At 70.4% G+C, this 25,836-nt stretch carries 20 protein-coding genes; 11 read left to right on the top strand and 9 right to left on the bottom strand.

Annotation, left to right across the window (positions count from 1 at the left end):
- Positions 1-79: 79 nt before the first annotated feature.
- Complete coding sequence (locus tag DFR50_RS09840) at positions 80-682, bottom strand: carbonic anhydrase (RefSeq protein ID WP_113889032.1); 603 nt, start codon at positions 680-682, stop codon at positions 80-82.
- Positions 683-863: 181 nt separating this feature from the next.
- On the opposite strand from DFR50_RS09840, the gene DFR50_RS09845 reads away from it, so the two are divergent.
- The 6 genes from DFR50_RS09845 (at position 864) to DFR50_RS32500 (ending at position 7,690) form a co-directional block, all read left to right on the top strand.
- Positions 864-2,306 (top strand): DUF6880 family protein, encoded by a 1,443-nt coding sequence (locus DFR50_RS09845; protein WP_113889033.1) that lies wholly within the window; start codon positions 864-866, stop codon positions 2,304-2,306.
- A gap of 66 nt (positions 2,307-2,372) precedes the next feature.
- Positions 2,373-2,663: an AbrB/MazE/SpoVT family DNA-binding domain-containing protein gene (locus tag DFR50_RS09850; protein WP_113889034.1), complete on the top strand. Its 291-nt coding sequence runs from the start codon at positions 2,373-2,375 to the stop codon at positions 2,661-2,663.
- Entirely contained in the window at positions 2,650-3,039 is a 390-nt protein-coding gene (locus DFR50_RS09855; RefSeq protein WP_113889035.1) for a type II toxin-antitoxin system VapC family toxin, read from the top strand. The genes DFR50_RS09850 and DFR50_RS09855 overlap by 14 nt, the downstream gene beginning before the upstream one ends.
- Before the next feature lie 75 nt (positions 3,040-3,114).
- Complete coding sequence (locus DFR50_RS09860; RefSeq protein WP_113889036.1) at positions 3,115-3,963, top strand: SDR family NAD(P)-dependent oxidoreductase; 849 nt, start codon at positions 3,115-3,117, stop codon at positions 3,961-3,963.
- A 310-nt stretch (positions 3,964-4,273) separates the two neighbouring features.
- Complete coding sequence (locus tag DFR50_RS09865; RefSeq protein WP_113889037.1) at positions 4,274-6,769, top strand: cation:proton antiporter; 2,496 nt, start codon at positions 4,274-4,276, stop codon at positions 6,767-6,769.
- 240 nt (positions 6,770-7,009) lie between these two features.
- Positions 7,010-7,690, top strand: a complete 681-nt coding sequence (locus DFR50_RS32500) for a PEP-CTERM sorting domain-containing protein (RefSeq protein WP_210208851.1) — start codon at positions 7,010-7,012, stop codon at positions 7,688-7,690.
- 78 nt (positions 7,691-7,768) lie between these two features.
- Here DFR50_RS32500 and DFR50_RS09875 read toward each other — a convergent pair whose 3' ends face one another.
- Positions 7,769-9,232: a carbohydrate porin gene (locus DFR50_RS09875; RefSeq protein ID WP_113889038.1), complete on the bottom strand. Its 1,464-nt coding sequence runs from the start codon at positions 9,230-9,232 to the stop codon at positions 7,769-7,771.
- Between the two features lie 262 nt (positions 9,233-9,494).
- Between DFR50_RS09875 and DFR50_RS09880 the strand changes: the two genes are divergently transcribed.
- The 3 genes from DFR50_RS09880 to DFR50_RS09890 all read left to right on the top strand — a co-directional run bounded on the left by DFR50_RS09880 (position 9,495) and on the right by DFR50_RS09890 (position 13,262).
- On the top strand, positions 9,495-11,441 hold the full coding sequence (locus DFR50_RS09880; RefSeq protein ID WP_113889039.1) for a KUP/HAK/KT family potassium transporter: 1,947 nt from the start codon (positions 9,495-9,497) through the stop codon (positions 11,439-11,441).
- A 170-nt stretch (positions 11,442-11,611) separates the two neighbouring features.
- The gene (locus DFR50_RS09885) at positions 11,612-11,806 is read left to right on the top strand and encodes a hypothetical protein (protein WP_113889040.1); all 195 of its coding nucleotides are present in this window, start codon (positions 11,612-11,614) and stop codon (positions 11,804-11,806) included.
- Positions 11,807-11,984: 178 nt separating this feature from the next.
- Complete coding sequence (locus tag DFR50_RS09890) at positions 11,985-13,262, top strand: helix-turn-helix domain-containing protein (protein ID WP_281015952.1); 1,278 nt, start codon at positions 11,985-11,987, stop codon at positions 13,260-13,262.
- A gap of 26 nt (positions 13,263-13,288) precedes the next feature.
- On the opposite strand, the gene DFR50_RS09895 is transcribed toward DFR50_RS09890, so the two are convergent.
- From DFR50_RS09895 to DFR50_RS09910, 4 genes are all read right to left on the bottom strand, one after another.
- Positions 13,289-13,753 carry a retropepsin-like aspartic protease family protein gene (locus DFR50_RS09895; RefSeq protein ID WP_113889042.1) on the bottom strand — a complete coding sequence of 155 codons (465 nt, stop codon included), beginning with the start codon at positions 13,751-13,753 and terminating at the stop codon, positions 13,289-13,291.
- A 261-nt stretch (positions 13,754-14,014) separates the two neighbouring features.
- Positions 14,015-14,272, bottom strand: coding sequence for a hypothetical protein (locus DFR50_RS09900; protein ID WP_113889043.1), 258 nt, complete (start codon positions 14,270-14,272; stop codon positions 14,015-14,017).
- A 437-nt stretch (positions 14,273-14,709) separates the two neighbouring features.
- Positions 14,710-16,242 carry a succinyl-CoA:acetate CoA-transferase ScpC gene (scpC, locus tag DFR50_RS09905; RefSeq protein WP_113889044.1) on the bottom strand — a complete coding sequence of 511 codons (1,533 nt, stop codon included), beginning with the start codon at positions 16,240-16,242 and terminating at the stop codon, positions 14,710-14,712.
- A gap of 364 nt (positions 16,243-16,606) precedes the next feature.
- Positions 16,607-17,923 (bottom strand): ClC family H(+)/Cl(-) exchange transporter, encoded by a 1,317-nt coding sequence (locus DFR50_RS09910; RefSeq protein WP_170153139.1) that lies wholly within the window; start codon positions 17,921-17,923, stop codon positions 16,607-16,609.
- A 475-nt stretch (positions 17,924-18,398) separates the two neighbouring features.
- Here DFR50_RS09910 and DFR50_RS09915 point away from each other — a divergent pair, with 475 nt between their 5' ends.
- The gene (locus tag DFR50_RS09915) at positions 18,399-18,665 is read left to right on the top strand and encodes a hypothetical protein (RefSeq protein ID WP_113889046.1); all 267 of its coding nucleotides are present in this window, start codon (positions 18,399-18,401) and stop codon (positions 18,663-18,665) included.
- A 1,703-nt stretch (positions 18,666-20,368) separates the two neighbouring features.
- Here DFR50_RS09915 and DFR50_RS09920 read toward each other — a convergent pair.
- Positions 20,369-22,045, bottom strand: a complete 1,677-nt coding sequence (locus DFR50_RS09920; protein WP_170153140.1) for an MFS transporter — start codon at positions 22,043-22,045, stop codon at positions 20,369-20,371.
- 150 nt (positions 22,046-22,195) lie between these two features.
- Between DFR50_RS09920 and DFR50_RS09925 the strand changes: the two genes are divergently transcribed.
- Entirely contained in the window at positions 22,196-23,200 is a 1,005-nt protein-coding gene (locus tag DFR50_RS09925; RefSeq protein WP_113889048.1) for a DUF2865 domain-containing protein, read from the top strand.
- A gap of 46 nt (positions 23,201-23,246) precedes the next feature.
- Here the strand turns inward: DFR50_RS09925 and DFR50_RS09930 are convergent, their stop codons facing one another.
- Positions 23,247-25,664 (bottom strand): SGNH/GDSL hydrolase family protein, encoded by a 2,418-nt coding sequence (locus DFR50_RS09930; protein ID WP_113889049.1) that lies wholly within the window; start codon positions 25,662-25,664, stop codon positions 23,247-23,249.
- Positions 25,661-25,804, bottom strand: a complete 144-nt coding sequence (locus DFR50_RS32015; protein WP_170153142.1) for a DUF5989 family protein — start codon at positions 25,802-25,804, stop codon at positions 25,661-25,663. Before DFR50_RS32015 ends, DFR50_RS09930 begins: the two co-directional genes overlap by 4 nt.
- Between the last annotated feature and the right edge of the window lie 32 nt (positions 25,805-25,836).

Consider the following 25,836-nt stretch of genomic DNA (forward strand, 5'->3'; position numbering starts at 1 on the left):
GCTCAGGACTCGAAGGCCTCGGCGCCGTCCGAGCGGCGCGGGCTCGCTCGGGGCGCCATGGCGATCCTCGTCGTCGCCGCTACTCGACCGGCGTCAGCTTTTCCTTTCCGACGCTGGCGAGCACGCCGGTGTGGACGTCGAACAGGTAGCCCTGCAACACGAGCCGGCCCGCCGCGACCGCCTCGGCGATCCAGGGGAAGGTCATCAGGTTGGCGAGCGACAGGCGGACGACCTCGGCCTCGATCCGCGACTGCCGGCCTTCCTGCGCCTCTCCCGCCGCCTCGACCGCTGGGCGGCCGATCTCGACCCAGGCGGCGATGAAGTCGCGCGCCTGCGGCGGCGGTCCGAACGCCATCGCCCGCACGCCCCCGCATTGTCCGTGCCCGACCACGACGAGCCGGGCGACCTTGAGCACCTTCACCCCGAACTCGAGCGCGGCGCTGGTGCCGTGATAGCCGACGTCGGGGGAATAGGGCGGCACCAGCGCCGCCACGTTGCGGACAACGAACAGTTCGCCGGGCACGGCTGCAAAAATGGTCTGGGGATCGACGCGCGAATCCGAACAGGCGATCACCATCGTCTCGGGACTCTGGCCCCAGTGCGCGAGCGCCTCGTAACGCGCCCGCTCCGTCGGCCAGATCTCCGCGCGGAATTTTCGGTAGCCTTCGATCAGGGGGTCCATCGTGGCTCTCGCAGGGCGCGCCAGGCGCCTGTCGCACTGCGATACGACGCCCTGCCGCCGCTGGCAATCGCCGCCTAAGTCGCAGCCCCGTGGCGCCGGCGTGGTTTCCGGACGATGATCGCAGCGCGAATCGCGCCGGGGGCGCCCGCGCGATGCGAGGACGCGAAAGGGAGAGCCGACCATGGCGCGCGACGCGCCGCCGAGCCTCGACCAGTTGATCGGCCTCGGCGCGCGGCGCCTCGCCGAACTCGCGCTCGACGAGGCCGGGAGCAACGCCGCGTTCCGACAGCGCCTCGCCGCCGCGATCGCGGCCGCCCGCGGGCCCGCGGCGGTGGCGGCGATCGTCGACCGGCGCCTCGCCGCGCTCGAGAAAGGCCGCTCCACGATCGCCGCGGCGCGCCGGCGCGCCTTCGTCGAGGACCTGTCCGCGACGCTGAAGATCATCGCCGACGACCTCGCCGGCGCGGACCCGGCGAGCGCGGTCGAGCGCCTGCTGCGGCTGCTGGCCGCCGCCGACGGCGCCCTCGCCCGCGCCGGCGACGAGGCGGCCGGCGTGTTTTCCGCCGCTGCCGCGGCCCTGCCCGCGCTGCTGGCGCGTCTGCCCGGCGACGACGGCGGCGCGCTCGCCGACGGCCTCTACGCGCTGGCTGCGGATTCGCGCTCGGCCTTCGTCCTCCGCGCGGCGGCGGACATTCTCGCCGCCGCTCCCGCCGCCACGGTCGCCGCCCTCGACGCCCGCCTCGCCGAGGGCGTCCTTGCGCTCGGGCCGCTCGCGGGCGACCCGCCCAACTGGAGCCTGAGGGCGCGGGCGCGCCGCCTGATCGAACTGCGCCAGCGCATCGCCGACCGGCGCGGCGACGTCGACGCCTATATCGCGCTCGCGACGGCGCTGCCCGGGGAGGGTCCCGACGTCGCCGCGATCGGCGAGCGGCTGGTCGGCGCCGGCCGCGCCGCCGAGGCGCTCGCCTGGCTGCGGCGCTCCGCCCCGCCCTCGATCAAGCGGCTGTCGCTGGCCGACCTGCACGTCGGGCTGCCGCCGCGCGACCCCGCCGCCGACCGCAGGGCCCACGTCGAGATCGCGGCGCTCGAGGCGCTGGGGGACAACGCGGCGGCGCAAGCGCTGCGCTGGCGCCTGTTCACGGAAACGCTCGACGCGGACATCCTGCGCGAGCAGGTCGCAAGGCTGCCCGACTTCGAAGATGTCGAGGCGCTGGACGCGGCCTTCGCCGCGGTCTTCGCCTCGCCCATGATCGCCGCCGCCTTGCGCTTTTTCCTGCAATGGCCGCGCCTGGATCTCGCGGAGCGTCTCGTCGTCGAGCGGCGCACGGAATGGGACGGGCGGCGGTGCGAGGCGCTCGCGCCCGCCGCCGACGCGCTGGAATCGAGGCATCCCCTCGCCGCGGTCGTCCTCTATCGGGCGCTGCTCGACGCGATCCTCGATCGCGGCCTGTCCCTCGCCTACGGGCGCGCGGCGCGCTATTACGCGGCGCTCCAGGGATTGGAGGCGCGCGAGGCGCCCGGCTGGCCGATCGAGCCCCACCGCCATTACCGCGCCGAACTGCGCCGCCGCCACGGCCGCAAGCTCGGGTTCTGGAGCCGGGTCGAGGCGGCGGGGGCGACGTAGCGCATTGCGCCGGCGTCGCGCGAGATCTATCTTACCCTGCGTCTTACTTGTTCGGGGACCTGAGCCATGGCGAAAGCCGAGAGCCCGACGACACGGGTGTCGACGAAGGGCCAGATCGTGCTGCCCAAGGCGATCCGCGACCGGCGCGGCTGGGTCGCGGGCGACGAACTCGTGATCGAGGAGCGGCCCGAGGGCGTGCTCCTGCGCACGGCGCCGAAGGAGACCCCCACGCGGTTCGAGGATGTCGCGGGTTCTCTGGGACCGTTCCCACGGACTGTTTCGATCGAGGAGATGCATCAGGCGGTGCTCGACGAAGCGGTGCGCCGCTTCCGCAAGGCGGTCGATGATCGCGATTGATACGAACGTCGTCGTTCGCTACCTGACCTCCGACGACCCCGGGCAATTCCGGCGGGCAAAGGCGCTCGTCGAGGGCGGACCTGTTTTCCTCTGTACGACCGTACTTCTCGAAGTCGAATGGGTTCTCCGCTCCCTCTACCGCCTCGAACGTCCGGTCGTTCTGCGCGCCCTCGCTTCATTCGTCCGGTTGCCGACGGTCAGGCTCGAAGCCGCCGCCGTTGCCCGGCAGGCGCTCGACTGGGCAGAGCAAGGCATGGACTTTGCCGACGCGTTGCATCTGGCGAGTTCGACCGCGGCCGAGACGTTCGCCACCTTCGATCGCGCTCTGGCGCGGGCCGCGGCCCGGATCGGGGCGCCGCCGGTGCGCGCGCCGTAGCGCGGGCGAGCGCCCTATCCTCGCGCGCCCGGCGCGGCTAAGATTCCCAAGACTTTAAGCGGAGGGACACGGCCCATGGGCGCATTGAGCGGTAAGGTCGCCATCGTCACCGGCGCGACCAGCGGCATCGGCGAACGGATCGCCGAGGCATTCGTCGAGGAAGGGGCGCAGGTGGTCGCCGCCGCCCGGCGCAAGGCGGAGGGCGCGGCGCTGGCCGAGCGGCTCGGGCTGCATTTCGTCCGCGCCGACGTCGCCAACGAGGCCGAGGTGGCGGCCATGGTCGCCGCCGCGGTCGGGCGGTTCGGCCGCGTCGACTGCCTCGTCAACAACGCCGGCTCGCCGCAGCCGATCGTCGGGATCGCCGACACCGACGCAGCCGTGTTCGACCGGGTCATGGCCGTCAACGTGCGCGGCGTCTTCCTCGGCATGAAGCACGTCGCGCCGCTGATGATCGGCCAGAAATCCGGCAGCATCATCAACGTCGCCAGCATCGCCGGCCACCGCGGCGGCGTCTCCGCGCACGTCTACTCGGCATCGAAGGGCGCGGTGCTGGCGCTGACCCGTTCGGTGGCGATGGAGCTCGGCGAACACGGCGTCCGGGTCAACAGCCTGTCGCCCGGCGCGATCGTCACCGGCATCTTCGCCAAGGGCGCCGGCGTCGAGGGAACCCGGGCCGACGCCGTCACCGGCGTGGTGAAGGCGCTGTTCGCCCACATCCAGCCGATCCCGCGCGCAGGGCTGCCCGAGGACATCGCGCGCGCCGCCGTGTTTCTGGCGAGCGACGGGGCGAGCTTCGTCACCGGCCAGGACCTGATCGTCGACGGCGGCATGACCGCGACCACGCGCGGATGGTCGGAAATGACGAGGATGCGGGGCGAACTCGGAATGCGGCTGCGCAAGGCGGCCGAGGAGGCCGGCGGCTGACCGGACCGCCGGCGGCGTCCCGCCCTCCCGAGCGCCGCCCGTGACGCCCGGCGCGGTCGCACGGCTCCCGCGGTCCTGCTGTCGCCAACTGGACGGAGCGCCCTCGGGAGGGGCGGCGTCTCGCCGCCCGGGCGCGCGGGACGCGCGCCCTCCCAAGCACCGCCCGTGACCGGGAGACGCGCGCCCTCCCAGGCGCCGCCCGTGACGCCCGGCTCGAAAGCGGTCGGCCAAGTTGACAAGCCGGCGTCGCCGCCGCGACAGTCGCGGGCCGCGGTCGCGTCCCCGTCGCGGCGATTGACGAAGCAAGCCCGTGCCCGACATCATTCTCGTTCTGGCGGTGTTCGCCGCCCTGCTGGTCCTGGTGGCGCTGAGCCAGCCGGTCGCCGAGCGGCTGCGGCTGGCGCCGGTCGTGCTGCTCGCCGCGATCGGCGCCGCGATCGGGGCGGCGTCGGAATTGCTCACCCACGCCCATCTCTCGGAGCGGGCGAGCGCGGTCGTCACCCTGTTCGCCGATCTGCCGCTCGGCTCGGAAACGTTCATCTACGTCTTCCTGCCGCTGCTGATCTTCGAGGCGGCGCTGACCAGCGACGTGCGGCGGATTCTCGCCGACGCCGCTCCGATCCTCCTCCTCGCGGTGATCGCGACGCTGGTCGCCGCGGCGATCGTCGGGCTCGCGCTGTGGCCGGTCGCCGGCCAGCCGCTGGTGGTCTGCCTGCTGCTCGGGGCGGTGGTCTCGACCACCGACCCGGCGGCGGTGATCGCCATCTTCCGCGACGTCGGGGCGCCCGCGCGGCTGACGCGGCTGGTCGAGGGCGAGTCGCTCCTGAACGACGCCTCCGCCATTCTCGCCTACACCGTGCTGCTCGGCATCATCGTCGACGGGCGCGAGCCGCATCTGGGCGACGGCGCGATCGAGTTCGCCGTGTCGTTCTTCGGCGGGGCCGCGTTCGGGTTCGCGGCCGGGCGGCTGATGCTGACGCTGGTCCGCCTGACGCGCGACAATCCCCAGGCCGAGGCGACGCTGACGCTGGCGCTGGCCTATCTGTCCTACATCGTGGCGGACCGCTTTTTCCACATCTCCGGGGTGGTGGCGACGCTGGCCGCCGGCATGACCGTCAGCGCCTTCGGGCGCGCCCAGATCGACCCGCGCAACTGGTCGTTCATCACCGGGGTCTGGACCCAGGTGGCGTTCTGGGCGCATTCGCTGGTCTTCCTCTTGGCCTCCATCCTGGTGCCCAAGCTCTTGATCGACCTGCAGGCGCACGACATCGTGCTGGTGGCGACGCTGGTCGTGGCGGCGTTCGTGGCGCGGCTCGCGGTGCTGTTCGGCCTCATCCCGCTGCTCAGCCTCGCGCGGCTGACCAAGCCGATCAGCACCGCCTACAAGCTGGCGATCGCGTGGGGAGGCTTGCGCGGCGCGCTGACGCTGGTGCTCGCGCTCTCGGTCACGGAAAATCCGGCCGTGCCGCCGTCGGTGCAGCGGTTCGTCGCGGTGCTGGCGACCGGCCTCGTGTTCTTCACCCTGCTCGTCAACGGCACGACGCTTCGCCTCCTGATCCGCGCGCTCGGGCTCGACCGGCTGTCGCCCGCCGACCAGGTGCTGCGCGACCGGGTGCTCGAGGCGTCCTACGCCGACGCCTCCACGCTCATTCGCCAGTCCGCCTCCGAGCACGGGCTCGATCAGGCGGCGACGGCGCGCGCGCTCGCGCCCTACGACGTGGCGATGAACGAGGCCGCGGCGCGCCGGGCGGTGCGCGGGGTCGCGCTCACCGACCACGAGCGCGTCGCGGTGTCGCTGATGGCGCTGGGCGCCCAGGAGCGGACGCTGGTGCTGCAGACGCTGTCGGCGCGGACCGCGTCGCCCGCGGTGGTGCAGGCGCTGATGCGCAGCGCCGACGCGATGGTGGAAGGGGCGCGCGCCGACGGGCGCCTCGGCTACAAGCGCGCGGCCGAAGCGGGCCTCGGCTTTCCGCTGTCGTTCCGCTTCGCCTATTTTCTCCATCGCCGGTTCGGCGTGCGCCGCTTTCTCGCCGACCGGCTCGGCGAGCGGTTCGAGTGGCTCTTGACGATGCGCCTCGTGATCCAGGAACTGGCGAGCGACGCCTCGAAGCGCTCGCGGGCGATCTTCGGCGAACGGCTCGACGCGGTGGTCGACAAGATGCTCGCCGACCGGCTCGACCGCATCAAGGTCGGGCTCGACGCGCTCCACCTCCAGTATCCCGACTACGCCGCCGCGCTCGAGGCGCGCTTCCTGCGCCAGACCGCGATCCGGCGCGAGGTCGGGCGCTACAAGGCGCTCTACGACGAGGGGCTGATCAGCGCGGAGGTGTATCGCGACCTGATCTCGGACGTCGAGGGCAAGCGCGACGCGCGCGCCCTGCCCCGCTTCGACATCGGGCTCGACACGCGCGCGCTGATGGCGCGGCTCGACCTGTTCGCCGGGCTCGACACCGCCCATCTCGACAGCATCGCCAAGCTCCTCAAGCCGCGTTTCGCGCCGCCGCGCGAGCTGATCGTCAGGAAGGGCGACCGCGGCGACGCGGCGTTCTTCATCGCCTCCGGCGCGGCCGGGGTCGACCTGCCCCAGGGCCGGGTGATGCTCGGCACCGGCGACGTGTTCGGCGAGATGGCGCTGATCACCGGCGAGCCGCGCCAGGCCGACGTCCGCGCCCAGACCTACAGCCGGCTCCTGGTGCTGCGCCGCGCCGATTTCCAGAACCTGATGCGCGCCAACCCAGACCTCCGCGCCAAGTTCAACGCCATCGCCGCGAGCCGCCGGCAGGCCAACCAGTCGGCGAGCGCGTGAGGGGGACGAGGGCTTCGCCACCACCCCGACTCCGCCGCCGCGCCCCCGACCTGACGCGTTGGATTTTGCAAACGGGTGTTCGCATATCGCGAACGCCCGTTAGCATTTGGCGAACCCCCGTTCACAATCCGGCGCCGCCGACGCAAAAACCTCAACGATTTTGGTCTCTAGGCCTCTGGCACGAGAGTTGACACGCGTAGACGGCAATTGACCGCGCGTCACTTTCCAACGGGGCTATTCATGAAAAAACTGACGATTCTCGGCGCCGCATTGGCTGTCGCGCTGGCGTCTTCGGCCAGTGCGCAAGCCGCCCAGGGGCTCGACGGGGCTTATTACCAGTTGAACAGCTGGCCGGGTTCGGTCGCCAACAGCGAAAGCCTGATCGCCGCGGCCGGCGGGCCGACGGCGACCTTCATCGCCAACACGATCTGCTTTCCCGATTGCGGAGGCAGCGTCAGCGACGGCGGCGATCTGGCGTCTTTCCTCGGCGGAAACGCGAGCGCCGTCTCGCCGAACGCGATCTCCTCCCTTGCCGATCATGTCGTCGTCTTGACCGGGCGGATCGATCTCGTCAGCGGCGAACAGCTCCGCCTCGGGTCGGATGACGGATCGGCCCTCTGGATCAACGGCGCCGAGCTGATCGACAACGACGGCGACCACGGATTCAACTGGCAGTCCGGAACCTATTCGGGGCCGAGCGGCTGGCAGACCATCAAGATCCTCCAGTTCGAGGACGGCGGCGCGACCGGCCTGAGCGTCGCGACCAACGCCGGCGGCGACTGGAACGGCCTCGGCGGCGCGGCCATCCAGGCCGGCGTTCCCGAGCCGGCGACCTGGGCGATGATGGGACTCGGATTCGCGTGTCTCGGGTTTGCCGGATATCGCGGGTCGGGCCGGAGCGCCCGCGCGCTCGTCGTCTGACCTCCGACTCTTCGACGTTTCGAGGGCCGCGCTTCCCGCGCAGCCTCTCCTGTCCGCCCGGGCCGGCCCCGCCGCCGCTCAGAAATCCACCGTCGTCCGCACCCCCAGCACGAAAGCGTTGCGGTTGTTCGGCGCGGTGTAGCCGCCCGGGCACATCACGTATTGCGTGTCGAACTTCAGGTTGAGCCAGCCGGTCGCCTGCCAGCCGTACCAGGCTTCCGTCGCGTATTCGATGTGCTGCACGTAGCCGGGGCCGAGGCCGAGGACGTTGGCCTGGGCCTGCGCGTTGGCGACGTTCGGGTTGACCTGCGTCCCGCCGACGGCGACGCCGAAGCCGTCCCTCGCCCGCGACCCGACCCCCTGCTGGAACACGCCGAGCGCGATCTGGGCGTCCTGCGTCGCCGTCCGCCGATCGGCGACGGTGACGTTGAAAAAGCCGTAGAGGCCGTTCTTCGGGTCGGGATTGGCGGCGTCGTGGACCAGCATCTGCTGCAGATTGGCGGAAAACCCGTAGCGCCCGTGGCCCGGCTGCGCCGGCAGTCCCGACACCAAGATCGGCTGGCCGTCGACGCTGGTGGCGGCGTTGGGCGCGGCCGAGTTGTTCCACCAGCCGCCGATCGTATCGTCGCCGAGGAGCGCGCCGAACTTCGGCTTCCAGCCGAGCTCCACCGGCACGATCAACCCTTGCGAATTGTCGGGAAAACTCGGCCAGAAGGCGACGCTGGGCTTGGCGCCGAGATAGTCGGGATTGGCGTCGAACACCGCCGCCTTGAGATAGAGGTCCGCGGGAAGATTGACCTTGCCGACCGCCGCCCACTGGCTCACCGGCCAGTTGTAGATATAGTCGCCGACGATGTTGCCCGGCGCCGATCCGCAGAACGTCAGGTTGACGAAATTGCAGGAGAACGAGAAGAACTCGTCGCCGAACGCCAGCCGGCCGACCGACAGTTCGAACCGGTCGTCGAACATCTTTTGCTTATAGGCGAATTCCTCGGTGCGGACGATGTTGCCGCGGCCGTAGACTTCGTTCAGCAACTGCAGGGCCGGAATGCCGGCGTCGGCGGCGAGATTGCCGCCCCAACGGTCGACCAGCGTCACCTCGAACGAGCCGCCCGGAAGGCCGATGATTTTTTGCAGGTCGAACTTCGCCTGCAAGCCGACCTGCCCGGCTTCCTGGACCGTTTGCCGGACGCCGCCGGAGAGGTTCGCCACCGCCTCGTCGACGCCGGTCAGGGTGACGTCGACGCCGAGCGCGCTCAATCGCGGCCGCAGGCCGCCCCAGTCGCCGAACAGATGCGGCTGGGTCCACACGGTCCAGGCGTCCCGGTCGGCCGTCAGCAGGGGCGCGGGCGTCAGGGCCGGCAGCGTCAGGTCGTCGGCGAGGGCGGCGGGCGGCGCGGCGAGCGCCAGCGCGGCCAGCGCCGCCCGGGCCGGCAGGCGCCTGACGAGACGGACGGCCGGACCCTGTCCCGGCGATCGGGCGCTCCGCGCGCGCGCCTGCCGACACGATCCGGAACGGACTGCGCGGCTGTCGAGCGTCATGGCGATCTCCCGTCGGCCCGGGGGTCTCTCCGCCCTCGTTTCAGCCTGATGTTGCGACTCGGAACGTGAGCGATGTTCTACGCTCGGAGTCGATCTGTAAATAGCGAACTATCTTTGTATTGGCGTCGTCGTTGGACGCGCCGACCCGCCGCCCGTCGGTCCGCGGTTCGCCCCGTGCGTCAATCGGACGCAAGCGCTTTCGAGGGCGGGCGTTGCCCGACGGCGCGCTCAGGCCGCAAGATCGCGACAAGAGAGCCGGACAATGTCGCTTCTCGCCGCAAAAACCGATCGCCTGCGCGCCGACCGCCCGCGCGATCCCGCGGTTGTTTCGTTCGCGCTCGGCGCGCTCGGCGTCGTCTATGGCGACATCGGCACCTCGCCGCTCTACGCGATGGACCAGATTTTCCGCGTCGCGCCCGGCCGAACCGCCGAGGACGCGCTCGGCGCCGTGTCGCTGATCATCTGGACGCTCACCCTGATCGTGGCCATCAAATACGCGCTGCTGGTGCTGCGCGCGCAAAACGACGGCGAGGGCGGCGTCTTCGCCCTCTACGGCCTGCTTCACGACCGCAAGGACCGGCGCGTGCGCATGCTGCTGTGGGCGCTGATGGCCGGGGCCGGCCTCCTGATCGGCGACGGCATGATCACGCCGGCGATCAGCGTGCTCTCGGCGGTCGAAGGCCTCGACGTCGCGGCGCCGGGCCTGTCGTCCGCCGTCGTGCCCATCACGCTCGCGCTGCTCATCGCCCTCTTCGCCGTGCAGTACAGGGGCGCCTCCGGCGTCGGCGCGTTTTTCGGCCCCGTCGTGCTGGTCTGGTTCGTCGTCATCGCGGCGCTCGGGGCGGCCGAGATCGCGGCGGCGCCGAAAATCCTCGCCGCCTTCAATCCCGTGTACGGCTTCGAGTTCCTCGGCCGGGCGAACCTGTTGGGGGCGCTGATGCTGCTCGGCGCTCTGATGCTGGTGGTGACCGGAGGCGAGGCGATGTACGCCGACCTCGGCCATTTCGGCGCGCTGCCGATCCGGCTCTCCTGGTACGCGATCGTCTTTCCCGCGCTGATCCTCAACTACCTCGGCCAGGGCGCGTTCCTGCTCGGCGGCCTGCCTGCGCCGGGCGGCAAGCTCTTTTATGCCTTGAGCCCCTCCTGGCTGCTGGCGCCCATGGTGGTCCTGGCCACTGTCGCCACCGTGATCGCTTCGCAGTCGCTGATCTCGGGGGCCTTTTCGCTGGTCGCGCAGGCGATCCGCCTCGGCCTGTTCCCGCGCCTCGACATCGAGCATACCCATCACGCGCAAGAGGGGCAGGTCTATATCCCGGCCGTCAACTGGGCTCTGTTGAGCGGCTGCGTCGCGCTGGTCCTGGCGTTCGGCTCGAGCGCGGCGCTCGCGGCCGCCTACGGCCTCGCCGTCTCGGGGGTGATGGTCATCACCTCGGTCGCCATGATCCCGATCGCGCTGCGCTACTGGGGCTGGAGCCCGGCGTTGACCGCGCTGGTCTGGGGGCCGCTGACCGCGCTGAACGGGGCCTTTTTCGTCGCAAGCTCACTCAAGCTTCTCGAAGGCGGCTACGTGCCGGTCGCGGTCGGCGCCGTCGCCTTCGCCCTGATGGCGACCTGGCGCTGGGGCCGCAAGGCGAGCTACGCCGCCCACAACGCCAAGGCGACGCTGACGCTCTCCGAGGTGGTCGCGCTGCACCGGGTGAGCACGTCGTTCCTCGAGCGCAACGCGCTGATCATGTCGCCCCGGCCGCTGCACAAGCTCGCCGACCGCGCCCCGTCGCTGATCCGGCTGATCGCCGAGCGGACCGGCATGCTGCCGCGCAACCTCATCTTCGTCGAGGTCGCCCACAAGAAGGTCCCCTATATCCACGGCGGCCGCTGCCGGGTGACCGTATTCGACCGCAGCGACAAGAAGGGCAGCGTCATCGGCGTCGAGCTGTCGTTCGGCTTTCTCGAGGAGCCGGACGTCGAACGGGCGCTCGAGGACCTCGCCCGCCATCACGAGATCGACCTGCCGACGGACCCGCACCAGTGGATCGTGCACGTCATGCACGACCATCTCCTGCCCGCGCGCAGGAGCAACGCCCTGCAACGGTTGCGGCTGAACCTGTTCCTGCTGCTCCGGGCGGTCTCGCGGCCGGCCTACTCGTATTACGGCCTCGGCGACGAGGTGCAGCTCAGCATCGAAGTCATTCCGGTCCGGCTGCGCTGAGGCTTCGGCGCCCGCGGCGGGGCCGTTTCCATCCTGCGAACGCCCTTTGCAATTTGCAAACCCGCGTCGCCGTTTTGCATCGTCGCTGACGCGGAGCCGCCGCAAGGCCTCGTCCGCGGACGGGCATGAACATTGCTCCGGACGCCAGCGCGAACCCAGGGAGATCGACCATGTCGGACCGGTATGCGATCGAGCGCGTCAACGATCGGCGCTGGGTGGTGATCGACACGGCGCGGCGGGGGCCGCCGATCGGCGGGTCGGCCAGCGAATCCGGCGCCCGCAACATCGTTTCGCTGCTCGGCGCCATGCGCCCGGCGACGCCGCGCGGCGACGCCCGGACGCTCCCGGATCCACGCCGCGCCTGAACGCTCGCGCTCCGTGCGAAGGCGCGCTCGCGCCTCGGCGGTGGCACGCCCCTTGCGCGAGCGTTCACGCAGACGACTGGAACGCCGAAGGGACCTTCGGAGGTCGTCTGGAACTCGCGCGGCGCACGGTCCGTAACGCCTTGCTGGGGAAGTCGAGGGCAACTCCAAGGGGGCTACAGTGTCACCGGAAACGCGGCGGGCGATAGGGGCCCGAATCGAGGTCGTTCGGCGTCGTCTGGATCGGACGCCGCGGGATTTCGCCAGAATGCTCGGCGTGCCGCACGAAGCGGTGCGCTCGTGGGAGCGCGGCCTGAACTTTCGTCAGGACGACCTGCTCCTGCTCGCCGAGGCCACTGACACCTCGATCGACTGGCTGGTCGAGGGTTTGACCGACCGGGACGTCGAGGAGGGCGAGGAGACCGCCGCCGCCATCGCCCCGCTCGACGCCTCGCGCGTCTTTCCCCGGTCGGACGACCGCGTCGGCGTGCGCGCCCTGACGGGCGACGAGGACCTGCCGACGTCGATCGCGTCGGCGCTGAACGTGAGGCCCGAGAGCCTCGAGATCTCGAGGGACAGGGGCGCGGAGCGGGGCGGCGCTGCGGTTCGTTCGCCGACGCTCCTCCTCGACCTCCCCGACGCGACGCTGATGTCGGGAGCCGGGGCCGCGACCTTCCGCCTCAACCGCGGCGACCACACCAACGCCGGCGGGCGAATTCTCCTGAGCCTGGTCGTCGGCGGCCGCCGCCGTTTCGAGCAGGCGAGCCGGAGCCACGAAGGCGCCGCGGGCAGCGCGGTGTTCGTGTCGGACAGCGAGGACGGCTCCCTGCGCCAGACCGACGGGCAATACGTCAGCGTGTTCCTGCCGATGCAGTCCGTGCTCAAGCGGGCGCCGCAGGCCGAGGCGCGGCTCATGCAGTCGATCGCTCCCGACCTTCCGCCGGTGCGCCTGTTCGCGGCCTACGCGTCCTCGCTGTTGAAGTCGGCCGACGGCCTGAGCCATTCGTTCGCCGCCGCCGCCGCCGACCACGTCGCCGACCTGTGCGCCCTCATGCTCGGCGCCTCTGGCGACGAGCGCGCGCTGGCGGAACGGCGCGGCGTCAGGGAAGCGCAGCGCTGCCGCATCGCCGAGGCGATCGAGGCCGGCGCGGCGACGCCCGGGTTCACGGCGCGGTCGGTCGCGGGGCGCCTCGGCCTCACCGAGCGCGAGATCCACGACCTCCTGTGGGAGACCGGCCAGTCCTATACCGAGCTGGTCAGCGACCGCCGGGCGGCGGTCGCGGGGGCGCGCCTGGCCGACCCGCGCGACGCGCATCTCGCGATCGAGGAGATCGCGTTTCTCAGCGGCTTCATGGATTTCGAGAAGTTCAACCGCGCCTTCGAGGCGCAGTTCGGCGACACGCCGGAGGATTATCGCGCCGGGCGGAGGACCGCGTTGCGGCGGCCGGGGCTGATGTAAAGGCTGCCGGGCCGGCGCCGTCGCCGTCAGCCCATGATCAGAAGGCCGGCGACGGTGTCGATGGTGAATCGGCCGGCCTGGTTGAGGACCGGGAAGCCGAGCAGCGGCTCGGCTTCGTGCGGCGCGACCGTCGCATAGACGTCGAGCAGCGTGCGGCCGCCGACCGTCACCGACCACAGCTTGACGCCTTGACGCAGCTCTTCCCGTCCGTTGGCCAAGGTCATGACCGCGCTTTGCGCCTCGACCGCCTCGCGCCGCCAGAGCAGGCGCTCGGCGATCCACGCCGGGATGCTGAGCCCCGTGGCGCCGGTGTCGATCACCATGCGCTTGGTGATCGACCCGAGCTGGACGTCGACCCGCGCCGTCCGCCCGTCCCGGTCGAGATAGATGGGCGTCGTGGTCGGGGCCGGCCGCGCCGGCGCCCGCCCGGGGTCGAAGCCGGCCGTCACTGGGGTGGCCCTGAGGAAACGTCGAGGCGCGGCGCTGATCATCCTTCGGTCGTCGGCTCCATCCTCGAGCAGGCGGCGTCGCCACGGATACGCAAAGCGCGTGCCAGGCCATTTCGCAATCTTCGCAGCGCGTTCGGCCGGACTACCCGCCGCGCTGCCTATTTCGAAGGCGCCGAGGCCGAACAATCAATGCGACCAAGCGCGCAGCGACGAATCGCCGCGCGGCGGGAGCGGGTGGAGATCGAGACGACGCCCCGCGGGTGGGCGCGAGAATCGGATCGAGTCCGTCGGAGCGTTTCCGAATCAGCCGCCGGATCGGCGACCGCGCCCGACATGCGTCGGCGAGGCCTCGTCCGTGGGGGCGCGCCCCCGCCCGAGCCGGTCGCCGCGAACCTGGCTGCGCGCCGCCGCGTGGAACGCCGCCACCTGCTCGGGGGAAAGGCCCGCGATCAGCCATTCCATCGCCGTATCGGTCGAGGCGGCGATCAGCGTCAGCGCCTCGCGATCGACGCCCCGGCCGGCCTCCCACCCGGCGACGACATCGGCGGAAACGCCGAGCATGGCTGCGAAGCCGGGTACGCTCCGGTCCAGCCGAAGCCGAACGCTGTATATGCGCTCGCCGATGCCCGACGCAGTTTCCTCCGTCAGGCCGCCACGCGACCCGTTGGCGTTTTTCGACGGCGCTCGCACGCTCGGCCCAGCCTTCAGCCCCACGGCCCGCAGGCCAGTTGCCGTCGTTTACCACCGTCCGAGCGCAAAACAAATCAGGACAACGGCTAACGCGGCCGTCCTGGGAAAAGCGCCGGCGTTTCGCGCGACGTCAAGCAGCCGCGCACGCCTGGGCGTCGCCCGCCTGCAATGCGCGGCGCGTCGAGCGCGCTGCCGCGTCTGCGTCCCCGCGCTACGCCCGCGCTACGCCCGCGCTGCGCCCGCGCCCGCAGATCCCCCTCGGTTTCGTCCGCCGCGGTCGGGTCCTCGCCGAAGTCTTCGCCGGCCGCCTACTCCGCCGCCCTCGCGCTGTTGATCCGCGTCTCCGCCGCCTTCCACGCGTCGAGGAACGAGAACGCCTCGTTCATCAGGTGGGGGGTGTGGCGGCCGGGCGACTCCCTCAGCGCGCGCGCGAAATAGTCTTCCAGCGCCGGCCGGTAGTCCGGGTGCGCGCAGCGGGCGATGATCTCTTGGGCGCGCCGGCGCGGCGGCAGGCCGCGCAGATCCGCCAGTCCCTGCTCGGTGACGATCACCTGCACGTCGTGCTCGGTGTGGTCGACGTGGGTGACCATCGGCACGATGCACGAGATCGCCCCGTTCTTGGCGGTCGACGGCGTCATGAAGATCGACAGATAGGCGTTGCGGGCGAAGTCGCCCGAGCCGCCGATGCCGTTCATGATCGAGGTGCCGCGGATGTGGGTCGAGTTGACGTTGCCGTAGATGTCGGCCTCGATCAGGCCGTTCATCGCGATCACGCCGAGGCGGCGGATCAATTCGGGATGGTTGCTGATCTCCTGCGGCCTCAGGATCACCTTCTTGCGGTAGAGCGCGACGTCGCGGTTGAACTCCTCCGCGGCCTCGGGCGAGAGCGACAGCGCCGTGGCCGAGGCGAACTCCATCTTGCCGGACTTGATCAGGTTCAGCATGCCGTCCTGCAGCACCTCGGTGAACGAGGACAGGCCCTCGAACGGCCCGTGCTGCAGCCCGTCCATGACGGCGTTGGCGACGTTGCCGACGCCCGACTGCAGCGGCAGCAGCTCCGGCGGCAGCCGGCCCTTCTTCACCTCGTGCTCGAGGAAGTCGAGGATGTTGCCGGCGATGGCGCGCGAAACGAGGTCCGGCGGGCTGAAGGCGGTGTTGCGGTCGGGAGCGTCGGTCTCGATGACGGCGATCACCTTGTCCGGGTCGCAGAAGAAGTAGGGCTGGCCGATGCGGTCGTGCGCCGTGATCAGCGGGATCGGCCGCCGATGCGGCGGCAGGTCGGTGCCGTAGTAGATGTCGTGCATGCCTTCGAGCGCCGGATTCTGCCAGCGGTTGACCTCGAGGATGATCTTGTCGGCCTGGTCGAGCCAGGTCTTGTTGTTGCCGACCGACGACGACGGGATCAACCGCCCGTCCTCGCGGATGCCGGCGACCTCGACGACGGCGACGTCGAGCTTGCCGAAAAAGCCGAACCAGACGTACTGCGCCACATGCGACAGGTGGATGTCGATGTAATCCAGTTCGCCAGCGTTGATACGCTTGCGGCAGTTCGGGTCGGACTGATAAGGCATGCGCAGTTCGATGCCGTCGGCCTTGGCGAGCGCGCCGTCGAGTTCGGGCGCGGTCGAGGCGCCGGTCCAGACGCCGATCTTGAAATGTTCGCCGGCGGCGTGCTTGGCGTTCATCCGGGCGGCGAGCGCCGCCGGCACGGCCTTGGGATAGCCGGCGCCGGTGAAGCCCGACATGCCGACGTGCGCCCCGTCGAGAATCAGCGCGGCGGCCTGGTCGGCGCTCATGATCTTGGAACGCAGCGCGGCGTTCCGGATGCGGCTCTCGCTCATGGTCGAATTCGCTCTCTTTTGCGCCGGTCGGCTGCCCCCCGCCGCAGCGCAGCAAGCGCATAGCATTTATCGCGCCGCGCGAAATGCGACATTTGGTCAACGCCTATCACCGCAAGCCGGGCGGGTAACGCGCAGGCGCCGGCCGAACTCCGCCAAGCGACTGAAGACATTGATCTATAACGATATTAATAAAGCCGGTTTATAAATGGCCTCCAAGCCGCCGGCGGACGGCCGCCGCGCCTGCTCGTCCGGCAATGCCGCCATGCGAAAAACTCATGGCTGAACCCGCCGCCGGGGTCGCTTTGCAACCGGACGGGCGGCCGGCGGACCCGCTCCATCGCCGACAGGCCGGGGACGGCCGCCGTCACGGATCGGGGCTCGGCAGTCGCCATTTCCCCTTCTGCGCCTCGAGCATCCGCGTCTTGAGGGTGTCGTAGATCGGCTCGCTGCCGACTGCGGCGGCGACGGTCGCGGCGGCGAGGCAGGCGACGAGCATCGGCAGCGCGCAGTCGGCGCGCCCGGTCATCTCGATCGTCAGCACGGCGCCGGTGAACGGGGCGCGCACCACCGCGGTGAACAGCGCCGCCATGGCGACGACCGCGAATGTCGTCGGCGACAGCGCCCATTGCGGCTGCCAGGCGTTGGCGAGGTCGGCGAACAGCGCGCCGGCGATCGCCCCCATCGCGAGCAGCGGCGCGAAAATCCCGCCCGGCGTCCCGGCGGCGTAGCTGACCGGCCCGATCAGGAAGCGCGCCGCGAACAGGACGAGCAGCGCGGTCACCGCCGGGTTCGAGGCGAGCACGGCGGAGGCCACGTTTTCTCCGCCGCCGATCAGCGACGGCCCGAACCAGCCGATCGTCCCGACCAGGAGGCCGACGCAACCGGCGCGCACGATCGACGGGATCCGCCCGAGCGCGTCGCCGGCGTCGAGCAGAAGCAGCGACAGCGCCGAATAGCCGGCGCCGACCAGTCCGAGCGCCGCGCCCATCGCGCCGTGATGCAGCAACTGCAACAACGGCTGATCGGTCGACGGCCCCGCCCGGAACTCCTGAAGATCGCCGAGCGACCAGCGCAGGACCGCGACCGCCACGCCCGCGGCCGCCAGCGTCGCCAGCGCCTGCCTCGGCCTGACGGTGTGGGTCAGTTCCTCGAACACGAAGATCGCGCCGCCGATCGGCGCGTTGAAGGCGACCGCCAGGCCCGCCCCGGCGCCGGCGGCGTCGACGATGGTCCGGTCCGCATCGCCTCGCATGACGAGGTTGCGCACGATCCGGCCGAGCGCCGCGCCCATTTGCACGGTCGGGCCCTCGCGGCCGAGCGTCAGCCCGGCGCCGATCGCGAGCAACCCGCCGACGAACTTGACCGGAATGACGGCGGCCGGCGCCGATGGGGCGCCGTCGCGCATCACCGCCTCGACGTGCTGCACGCCGCTGCCGGAGGCGAGCGGCGCGAAGCGCACGACCAGAAGGCGGGCGATCATGGCGCATAGCGCCACCGTCGCCGTGACCGCCAGAAAGCCCTGCCACTGGCTGGCGTGCGCTTCGGCGATGAGACGATCGCGCGCCGTGTTGGCGAGGCCGAGCAGCCAGCGAAAGGCGCTGCCGACGACGCCGATCGCGAGCCCCGTGACGAGGCCCGCAGCCAGCAGCCGGACGAGCCCGGCGAGTTCCGACCGCGTCATCGCGCCGTCCGCGATGCGTGTCGTTCCCGCGAACATTCCCCGCCCGGCGACAGCATGGCCCCTCGCGTGCGGGGCGGGCGACAGGCCGCCCCGGCCTTCTGGACCATATCGGGGCGCGGCGCGTCAATCGCGAAGCCGTCGGATGTCCTGGGCGCAGAAGGCGGCGCCGGCCACAGAGTGGTGGCCGTCATCGCGAGCGAAGCGCGGCGATCCAGGGGCCGCTGGGCGAATGGCGCGGCCCCTCAGGTCGCCACGCCCCATCGCGGCGCGCGATGACGGCGCTGAAAGAACGACGTTGACCGTATTGACGCCGCCGTTATGGTCGCCTCTAATCCCGCGTCATGGGGGCGCATCCGAGGATAGGGACCGAGCCGGTTCCCCCGGCGGTCGAGGCGTTCGTCACGCGCTGGCGTCCGTCGCCGCCGTCGGCCGCCCGCCCTACCCCGCCGACGACTTCGCCCAGACCGCCGCCGTCATGGCCGCGCTCGCCTCGGCCTCCGCGTCTCTCACCGCCGACGCGCTCGCCGCGTCATTCAAACAGGGCCGCAAGGTCGCGCCCAAGGTCGCCGCCGTGCACGCCGCCCTCGCCCTGTCAAACGACATCCGGAAGGGGACCAGCGGCGACCCGCACGGGATGGGTCGAAACAACCGACCGCGGCAAGCGCTTCGTCCTTCGCCGGGCAGCCTGATCCGCCGGTTGCGCCGCGCGGCGGCGAAAGCAAATGATTTCTGTTTTTCATGACTTATGCTAGCATTGATTCGTCGATCCAAACAAACGGCGCCCGTCGGAGAAGGAAGGTATGTCGAGCGAAGGCCCGCCCTCGGAAGACGCGATGACGGCCAGTCACGCCCGCGCGCCGCAGGTCGCCGCAACCGACCGGTCCGGTCCTGAACGGCCGTCCTCGGGCGTGACAGTCGCCCGTAACTCGCAAGGTGGCTGTCCGCGAGGAGCCGGACGGGGCGCACGCTGGGAGGGCGCCCGTCTCGCGCACCCCGGCGGCGAGACGCCGCCGCTCCCGTTGAGCGCCGTGACCGCCGCCCGTACGCCGGGCTTGGGAGATACAATCGCCCGTAACTCCCAACCCCGTCATTGCGAGGAGCAAAGCGACGAAGCAACCCATGCCGCCGCTTGCCTCCTGCGGAAAAAATCGCTCCGACTTCTGCTCGCAACCAAGGGCGGCGGGACGACCAGAGGGCGCGACAGCGGCCCAGCGGCCCTGGATCGCTTCGCTTCGCTCGCGATGACGGCGCTGTTGGCCACCGGCTTGGGAGTTACAATCGCCCGGAAAACTCCGCGCAACCTCTTGAAAACACTCAAAACCGGCCCGAGGCGGACGCGAACGGCGCCGTCATCGCGAGCGGCCACTTGGTCGAGGAGCCCGGGAGGACGCGATCCAGAGGCCGCTCGGCTGCCGTCGTGCGCACCGGACCGACGCGTCGACCTTCGTGCTCATGACCGTGCGCGAGCGGCGCGTTCAACGGAAGGGCGCGCGTCCCGGGCGCCCGGGCGGCGGGACGCCGCCCCTCTCGGGGCGCGCTGCCCGGCTCCTCGCGGAACACCCGCCTCGGGCGTGACAGTCGCCCGCAAAACTTCGCGCAAGCCTTTGAAAATCCTCAAAACCGGCGCGACCTCACGGGGCGGAGCGAAGGTCGCCCTCCCCCGGCGCGACTGCCGACGTGGACTGGTGAACAGGGTTCCTCGCAAGCCACATACGAAGCCGCAGTCGCCCGTAACCGCCACGGGGGGGTCCTTGCACTTCGTCATCGCGAGGAGCCCGAAGGGCGACGCGGCGATCCAGGAGCCGTCTGCGCTGCCGGCTGCCGAAGCGCTGGACCCCACTGGCGGCAGGTGTCGGCGTCCCGGACTCCTGGATCGCCACGTCGCTTCGCTCCTCGCGATGACGGCTTTGAAGCGAGCCCCGCCTTCGGAGATACAGTGGCCCGTAACTCCCAAGGTGGCAGCGAATAGCGCCGTCATCGCGAGCGAAGCGAAGCGATCCAGGGCCGCTGGGCCGCTGTCGCGCCCTCTGGTCGTCCCGCCGCCCTTCCTTGCGAGCAATTTCTTCCGCAGGAAGCAAGCGGCGGCATGGATTGCTTCGTCGCTTTGCTCCTCGCAATGACGGGGTTGGGAGATACAGTCGCCCGGAAAACGCCGTGCAACGCCCTGATAACACTCAAAACGGGCCCGAGCTCAGGTGGAGGCTGCCACCGGCGCCGAAAGCCGGACGGAGATCGGGTCGCAGACTGCGCCCGAACCCACTGCCGCTCTTCGGAGTTCGCGACGCCCCATACGGCGCTCCCGCGCGGCCCGAATCCCCGTCCGGGAATATAACGACGCTCGGCGACATTGTGACCGCTGTACAACAATGGTATCATCTCTTTGACGACGAGATCGAACCGTCCTTTGCCCGCTTCCCCCTTGAGGCCCGGACGGACAGCGTTCCCCTAGCGCGATATCGGTCTCGTCGTCACTTCGCCCGGCGAGCCGTCCGCCAGCGCTTTCCTTCGCCCGTGATGAGGCCGCTCGGCGGCGATGTAGTAGCTCGCCTGCGCCGGCGCCGTGAGATAGCCCTGCGCGCGCCGTTCGATCAATTCGTCGGCCCGGGTCTCCCGTTCGGCCCGGTACTTGAACTCGAGCAGCGAATGGACGAGCCAGGTCTCGATCGCGCGGCCCCTGTCGTCGGGATCGTGGAACAGGTTCCACGCATAGGCGCCGTCGCGCATCCGCTCGTGGCCGATCTCCTGCATGAGCGCGAGGAACGCCGTCGAATCCGCTGGATCGATGCGATATTCGATCAGCGCGAGGATCGGACCGGCGTCGTTTTCCAGCTTCTGCACGAAGGCTGGCGCACGCCAGTGCATCGAGGGCGCGAGATCGAACGCCGCCCCGGTCTCGAGCTTCCAGGGCAGCGTCGCGACGAGCCCCAGAGTGGCGCCGACCGCCGCGGCGGCGAGCGCGAACGGCAGGCCTTCCAGGCTCGCGACCTCGCCCCAGACGGCGCTGCCCGCCGTCATCGCCCCGAAGTAGACGGTCAGGAAGATGGCGAGGCCCCTGCCGCGAACCCAGTCCGGCAGCGCCACCTGCGCGGAGACGAACAGGGTGGTCATCGCAACGATCCAGCAGGCGCCCGCGACGAAGCTCGCGGCCATCGCGATCTCGGGCTTGCGTGCGAAGGCGAACAGGACCAGCGCCAGGACGGTCCCGATCGTCGCCGCGCCGGCCGAAAGGTCCGGCCCGAGACGCGCCTTCAGCGACTGAAGCCCGATCGAGCCGACCACCGACCCCAGGCCGATCATGCCCATCAAGAGGCCGTAGAGCGCGGCGCCGTCGTGAAGCCGGTCGCGCGCGATCAGCGGCATCAGCGCCCAGTAAGCGCTGGCGAAGGGAAAGAAGGCGATCGCGCGGATCAGCGTCGCGTCGAGGTCGCGGTTGTTGCGCGCGTAGCGGAGCCCGGCCGCGACGGCGGCGACGAACCGCTCCGCGGGCAGCGTCTCGGGGGCCTTTCGCGGCGGGCGCCACCACAGAAGCGCGGCCAGGACGAGGACGTTGGTCGCCACATAGACCCAGAACGGCAGCCTGAAGCCGACGGCCGTAATGGCGACGCCGCCGAGCGCCGGCCCGAGGGCGCGGCTGACGTTGTAGCCGGCGTTGCTGACGGCGATGGCGGCGTCGAGTTCGGGTCTCGGCACCAGCATCGGCGTGATGATCTGCCAAGCGGGCGCAGCCAGCGCGCCCGCGGCGCCGAGCAGGAACGTCGTCCCGAGCAGCCCCGGCGCGGATTCCCAGTGGAGCATGACGACCGCGGCGAACGCCACGCCGACGGCGACGACGCCGACCTGCGCCGCGAGCAGGAGCCGGCGCGGATCGACCACGTCGGCGAGCGCGCCGGCCGGGATGGTCAGGAGGAACATCGGCGCCATGGTCGCGACCTGGACGGCGGAGACCATCAATGGATCGGGATTGAGACTGGTCATCAGCCAGCTCATCGCCGTGTCGAACATCGCGATCCCGACGCTCGAGACCGAGCTCGCGATCAGAATGACGACGAACGCGGGGTGGCCGAACACCCCCCAGCGCGAGGGACCGGCGTCGTCAGTCGAGGGAACGGGTTGATCGGTCAACGAGACAATCGACTTTACAGAGCGCTGTCATCCGTGCGCCGATCAGGGCGAATTGGCAATGGCGCCCATTGCCGTTCGGCGACGGCGGCCCGACATGAGCCTGAAACAAGGACGCGCTATCCGGTCCGGCGCGGCCTCGAGAGTAGAATTATGGTACGGGTTTCGCTTCGCTTGGCCTCGGGTCGTGCGCCTGATCGTCGCAAAAGGGTCGCATTTCTGGTTCGCGGCGGGGCCGCCGCAACGACGATCGTCCTCGCCATCGCCGGGTTCGCGGGCGGGAACGGTCCGGCTTTCGCCCAGGCGACGGGATGCGGCCGCTGCACCATCACGATCGGGCCGTTCAGCTTTCCCAACCCGTTCGCCAGCCCCGAGGCCGCCGCCCCCATCGAGCGGGCTCACCGCAACGGCGAGCGGCGGGGCGGAGACTCGCAGTCCCGTCGTCGGGCGGCGTCGGCGAACCGCGACGGCGGCCATGGTCTGGCCGCGGACGCGATCGGGGGCGCCGTTTACGTTTGTGTGCGAACCTGCGACGGCAGCTTCTTTCCCCTGCCCTTCGCCGGCTCGAGCGGATCGACCCTGGCGCAGATTTGCCAGGCGTTGTGCCCGAACGCCGAGATGGCGCTGTATACGATGCCGTTCGGCGGAACGATCGATCAGGGCGTCTCGCAGACCGGCGCGCGCTATACGGCCGAGCCGAACGCCCTCAAATTCCAGCAATCCTACGAAGAGAACTGCTCCTGCCGACGCCCCGGGCAGAGCTGGGCGGACGCGCTCGCGGCGGCGGAGGCGAAATACGGCCACAGGGCGCATGAACTCGTCGTCACGGAGGAGGCCTCGGCGCAGATGTCGCGACCGAAGCCGGACCCCAACGCCAAACCGACCGCGCGGAACGCCGCCTATTCGAAAGACCAGCCAGACGACGGCCAGCCGCTCGCAGCGGCCACGATCGCCGATCCCGATCCCGATCTCGACGCAAACGGCGTCGACACCAGACTCAAGGCGGCCACCGCGGCCGTCAGCCGCGAAACCTCGGGCATCACGGCGATCGACATCGAGAGCGGATCGCGCTTCGGGTTGAAGGACGGCCGCGTCGTTCAGGACAGCAATCCCGAGGGCGGGCGCAGACGCGTGCGGATCCTGGCGCCGCTGTTCTGAGGGCGGCCGCCGCGAAGGCGTCTGCTGGCGACGGCTCAGTCCAGGCTCAGTCCAGACTACATTGTACGTTGTTATAACGTAATATAGGAACCAGAGCCTCGCTCATCGCGCGCGCCACGCGCGCGTTTCCGCGCTCGGTGAAATGCACGATGTCGAGGTAGAGATCGTCGTCCCAGTCGCCGTCGAGGCTGGCGATCGCCTCGACGACGGGCGCGCTCTGCTCGCGGCCGATCAGCCTCACCATGCGGTTGTGGGCCGCATTGGCGGCGATGATGTCGTCGATCGGCTTGAACACGGCGCCGTAAAAGGCCTTGACCTCGCGCGGGGCGTTCGCATCGACCGCGAGGCTCGAGGTCGCCAGCACGACTGGCGTCCCATGCTCGCGCCCGAGCGCGATCAGCTTGCGATAGGCGTCGGCGTAACGGCTGCGCATGAGGGCCGGATCGGACAGCGGCGGCGGGGCCGGACGCGGCGCGGCGCCGCGGGTGCGAAAATCGTGCAGGGCGCGCTCGATCGTCAGCACCGCCCGGCCGATCAGCGCCGACGCGCGGGGACGGACGCCGGGCTCGTTCGGTTCGGCTTCCTGACGCAGGCCGAGGGCGTAGAGACCGTTCATGCCGTGGGTCGAAAGGACGAGATCGGGCTTGAGGGGCAGGACGTCGCGGCGCATCCGCTCGAGGTTGTCCTCGAGCGTATAGGCCTCGGTCCCGGCGTTGATCACCTCGACCGGCCGGCTGCATCTGCCTGCGAACAGATCCTGCAACTGTTCGGGCCAGGGTCGCTCGCCGTCGCGTAGCGTCGGCCCGAACGTCTGGGACTCGCCCAACGCCACGATCCGGAAGCGGTCGCCCTTGTCCAGCGCCGGCTCCGGGCCGCGAAAGCCCGCCGAATTGATCCGGATCGTGGTGTCGAACATGCGTCCCGAGCTTCCCGGCGCGAGGACGAACGGCAGCTTCTTCTGCGGGTCTGGCCTTTCGATTGCGCCGCGAATGCCGTCGTCGCGGATCCATTCGTTGAGGTAGTAGAACCACCACATCGCGAAGGCGGACGGATTCTCCCGCGCGGCGCGGAAGGAATAGGTCGGGTTGGCCACCGATCCGGCGATCGGCACGCCGGTCGCCGACCGATAGAGCGCGTCGGCCGCCGGCAGCGCGAGCGCGAACAGGAGGAACGCGCGGGCCGCCACCCCGAGCCCGGGAGAAAATCGCCCCGCGCGCTCGGCGAGCGCGAGCGCGAACGCGCTTGCTGCGACCAGCGCCGGGTAGAAGAGATAGGGCTCGTTGGCCATGAAGGCGCTGCGCGCCGTCGCGACGGCGCCGAGAAAGGCGCAGAGGAGCGCCGCGACCCAGAGCTTTCCCCCGCCGGAGTCGGCGGCATTCTGCGCCTCCCGCAGCGCGGCGGATGCGGATCGCCGCCGGTAGTCCGGTCGCGCGGCCAGGATCGGACGTTCGAAGCCGCGCCAGAACACGGTCGAGACGGCGCAGATCGCCGCGACGTAGAGGGCGAGCTGCGCGAGGATCGGCCAGGCGCCGACCAGGGGTTTCAGCGCCATGACGATGACGATGTGGAACAGGTAGGCCGAGTAGGAGATGCGGCCGAGGTAGAAACACACGGCCGAGAGCCGCGGCCCCTTGAACCAGCCGTCGGCCTCGCGGAAGAACCCCACCGCAGCAACGCCGAACAGCGCGGACGCGTATGGGAACAGGCGCTGGGCGACGCCGCCGCCCTCGAGCGCGAGCCTGGCTACGCCGATTTCGAGCGCCGAGGCGGCGGCGAACGCCGCGCCGAGCGCGACAAGCCGCCGCAAGCCCGAAGCCGTGTCCGGCTCGACCAGCCGCCGCCGCTCGAGCGCCAGATAGAGCAGAAATCCCCAGACGATCGAATCGATCCGGAAGAGGGTCACCCGCCGCGCGTTCAGGTCCCAGTCCGGCGGGGCATGGAACGCCCTCAACGCCGCGATCACGAGGACGAAGAGGATGGCGAAGGCGACATCGAGCCGACGGTCGTCGCGCGCGAGCGCCCGCCCGATCAGAAATAGCAGCGGAGCAAACAAAAGATAGAACCACTCCTCGACCGCGAGACTCCAGGCGACCGGGTAGAAGTCGACCGCGTTGGCCGACCGGAACAGGTTCTCGACATAGAAGAGATACCGGAGGGTGTCGGCGGTCAGGAGGTTGCCCGTCATCACGGCGACGACGAGGAGCGCGGCGACATAGGGCGGGATGGTCCGCATCCACCGCCGGGTCAGAAAAACGCCGAGGTTGCGCCAGGAGCGGCCGACCACCCAATCGACGATCTGGGGGGCGAGCACGAAACCGCTGAGGACAAAGAACACTTCGACCGCCGCCACCGCGACCGACTCGATCCCGGGGCTGAATGGCGCGTTGGCGGTCAGGTAATGCGGAACAGCGACCGCGAACGCGGCCGCGCCGCGGAGGAAATCCAGCGAGGCGCTGCGCTTCATTGCGGCGGGGCGTACACGAACGGCGCGTTCGCCGTCTGCCCCGCGAGCGCGAACAGCGCCACGAACAGCACGAGACAGATCAACGCCGGCCCTGACCAGGATGCCGCCGACTGTCGTTCGATGAACGCTCGCATACTCACCGGCGGGAGGCCTCTGCGCGGACAGAATGAAC

This window comes from Roseiarcus fermentans, from assembly GCF_003315135.1.
Lineage (GTDB): Bacteria > Pseudomonadota > Alphaproteobacteria > Rhizobiales > Beijerinckiaceae > Roseiarcus > Roseiarcus fermentans.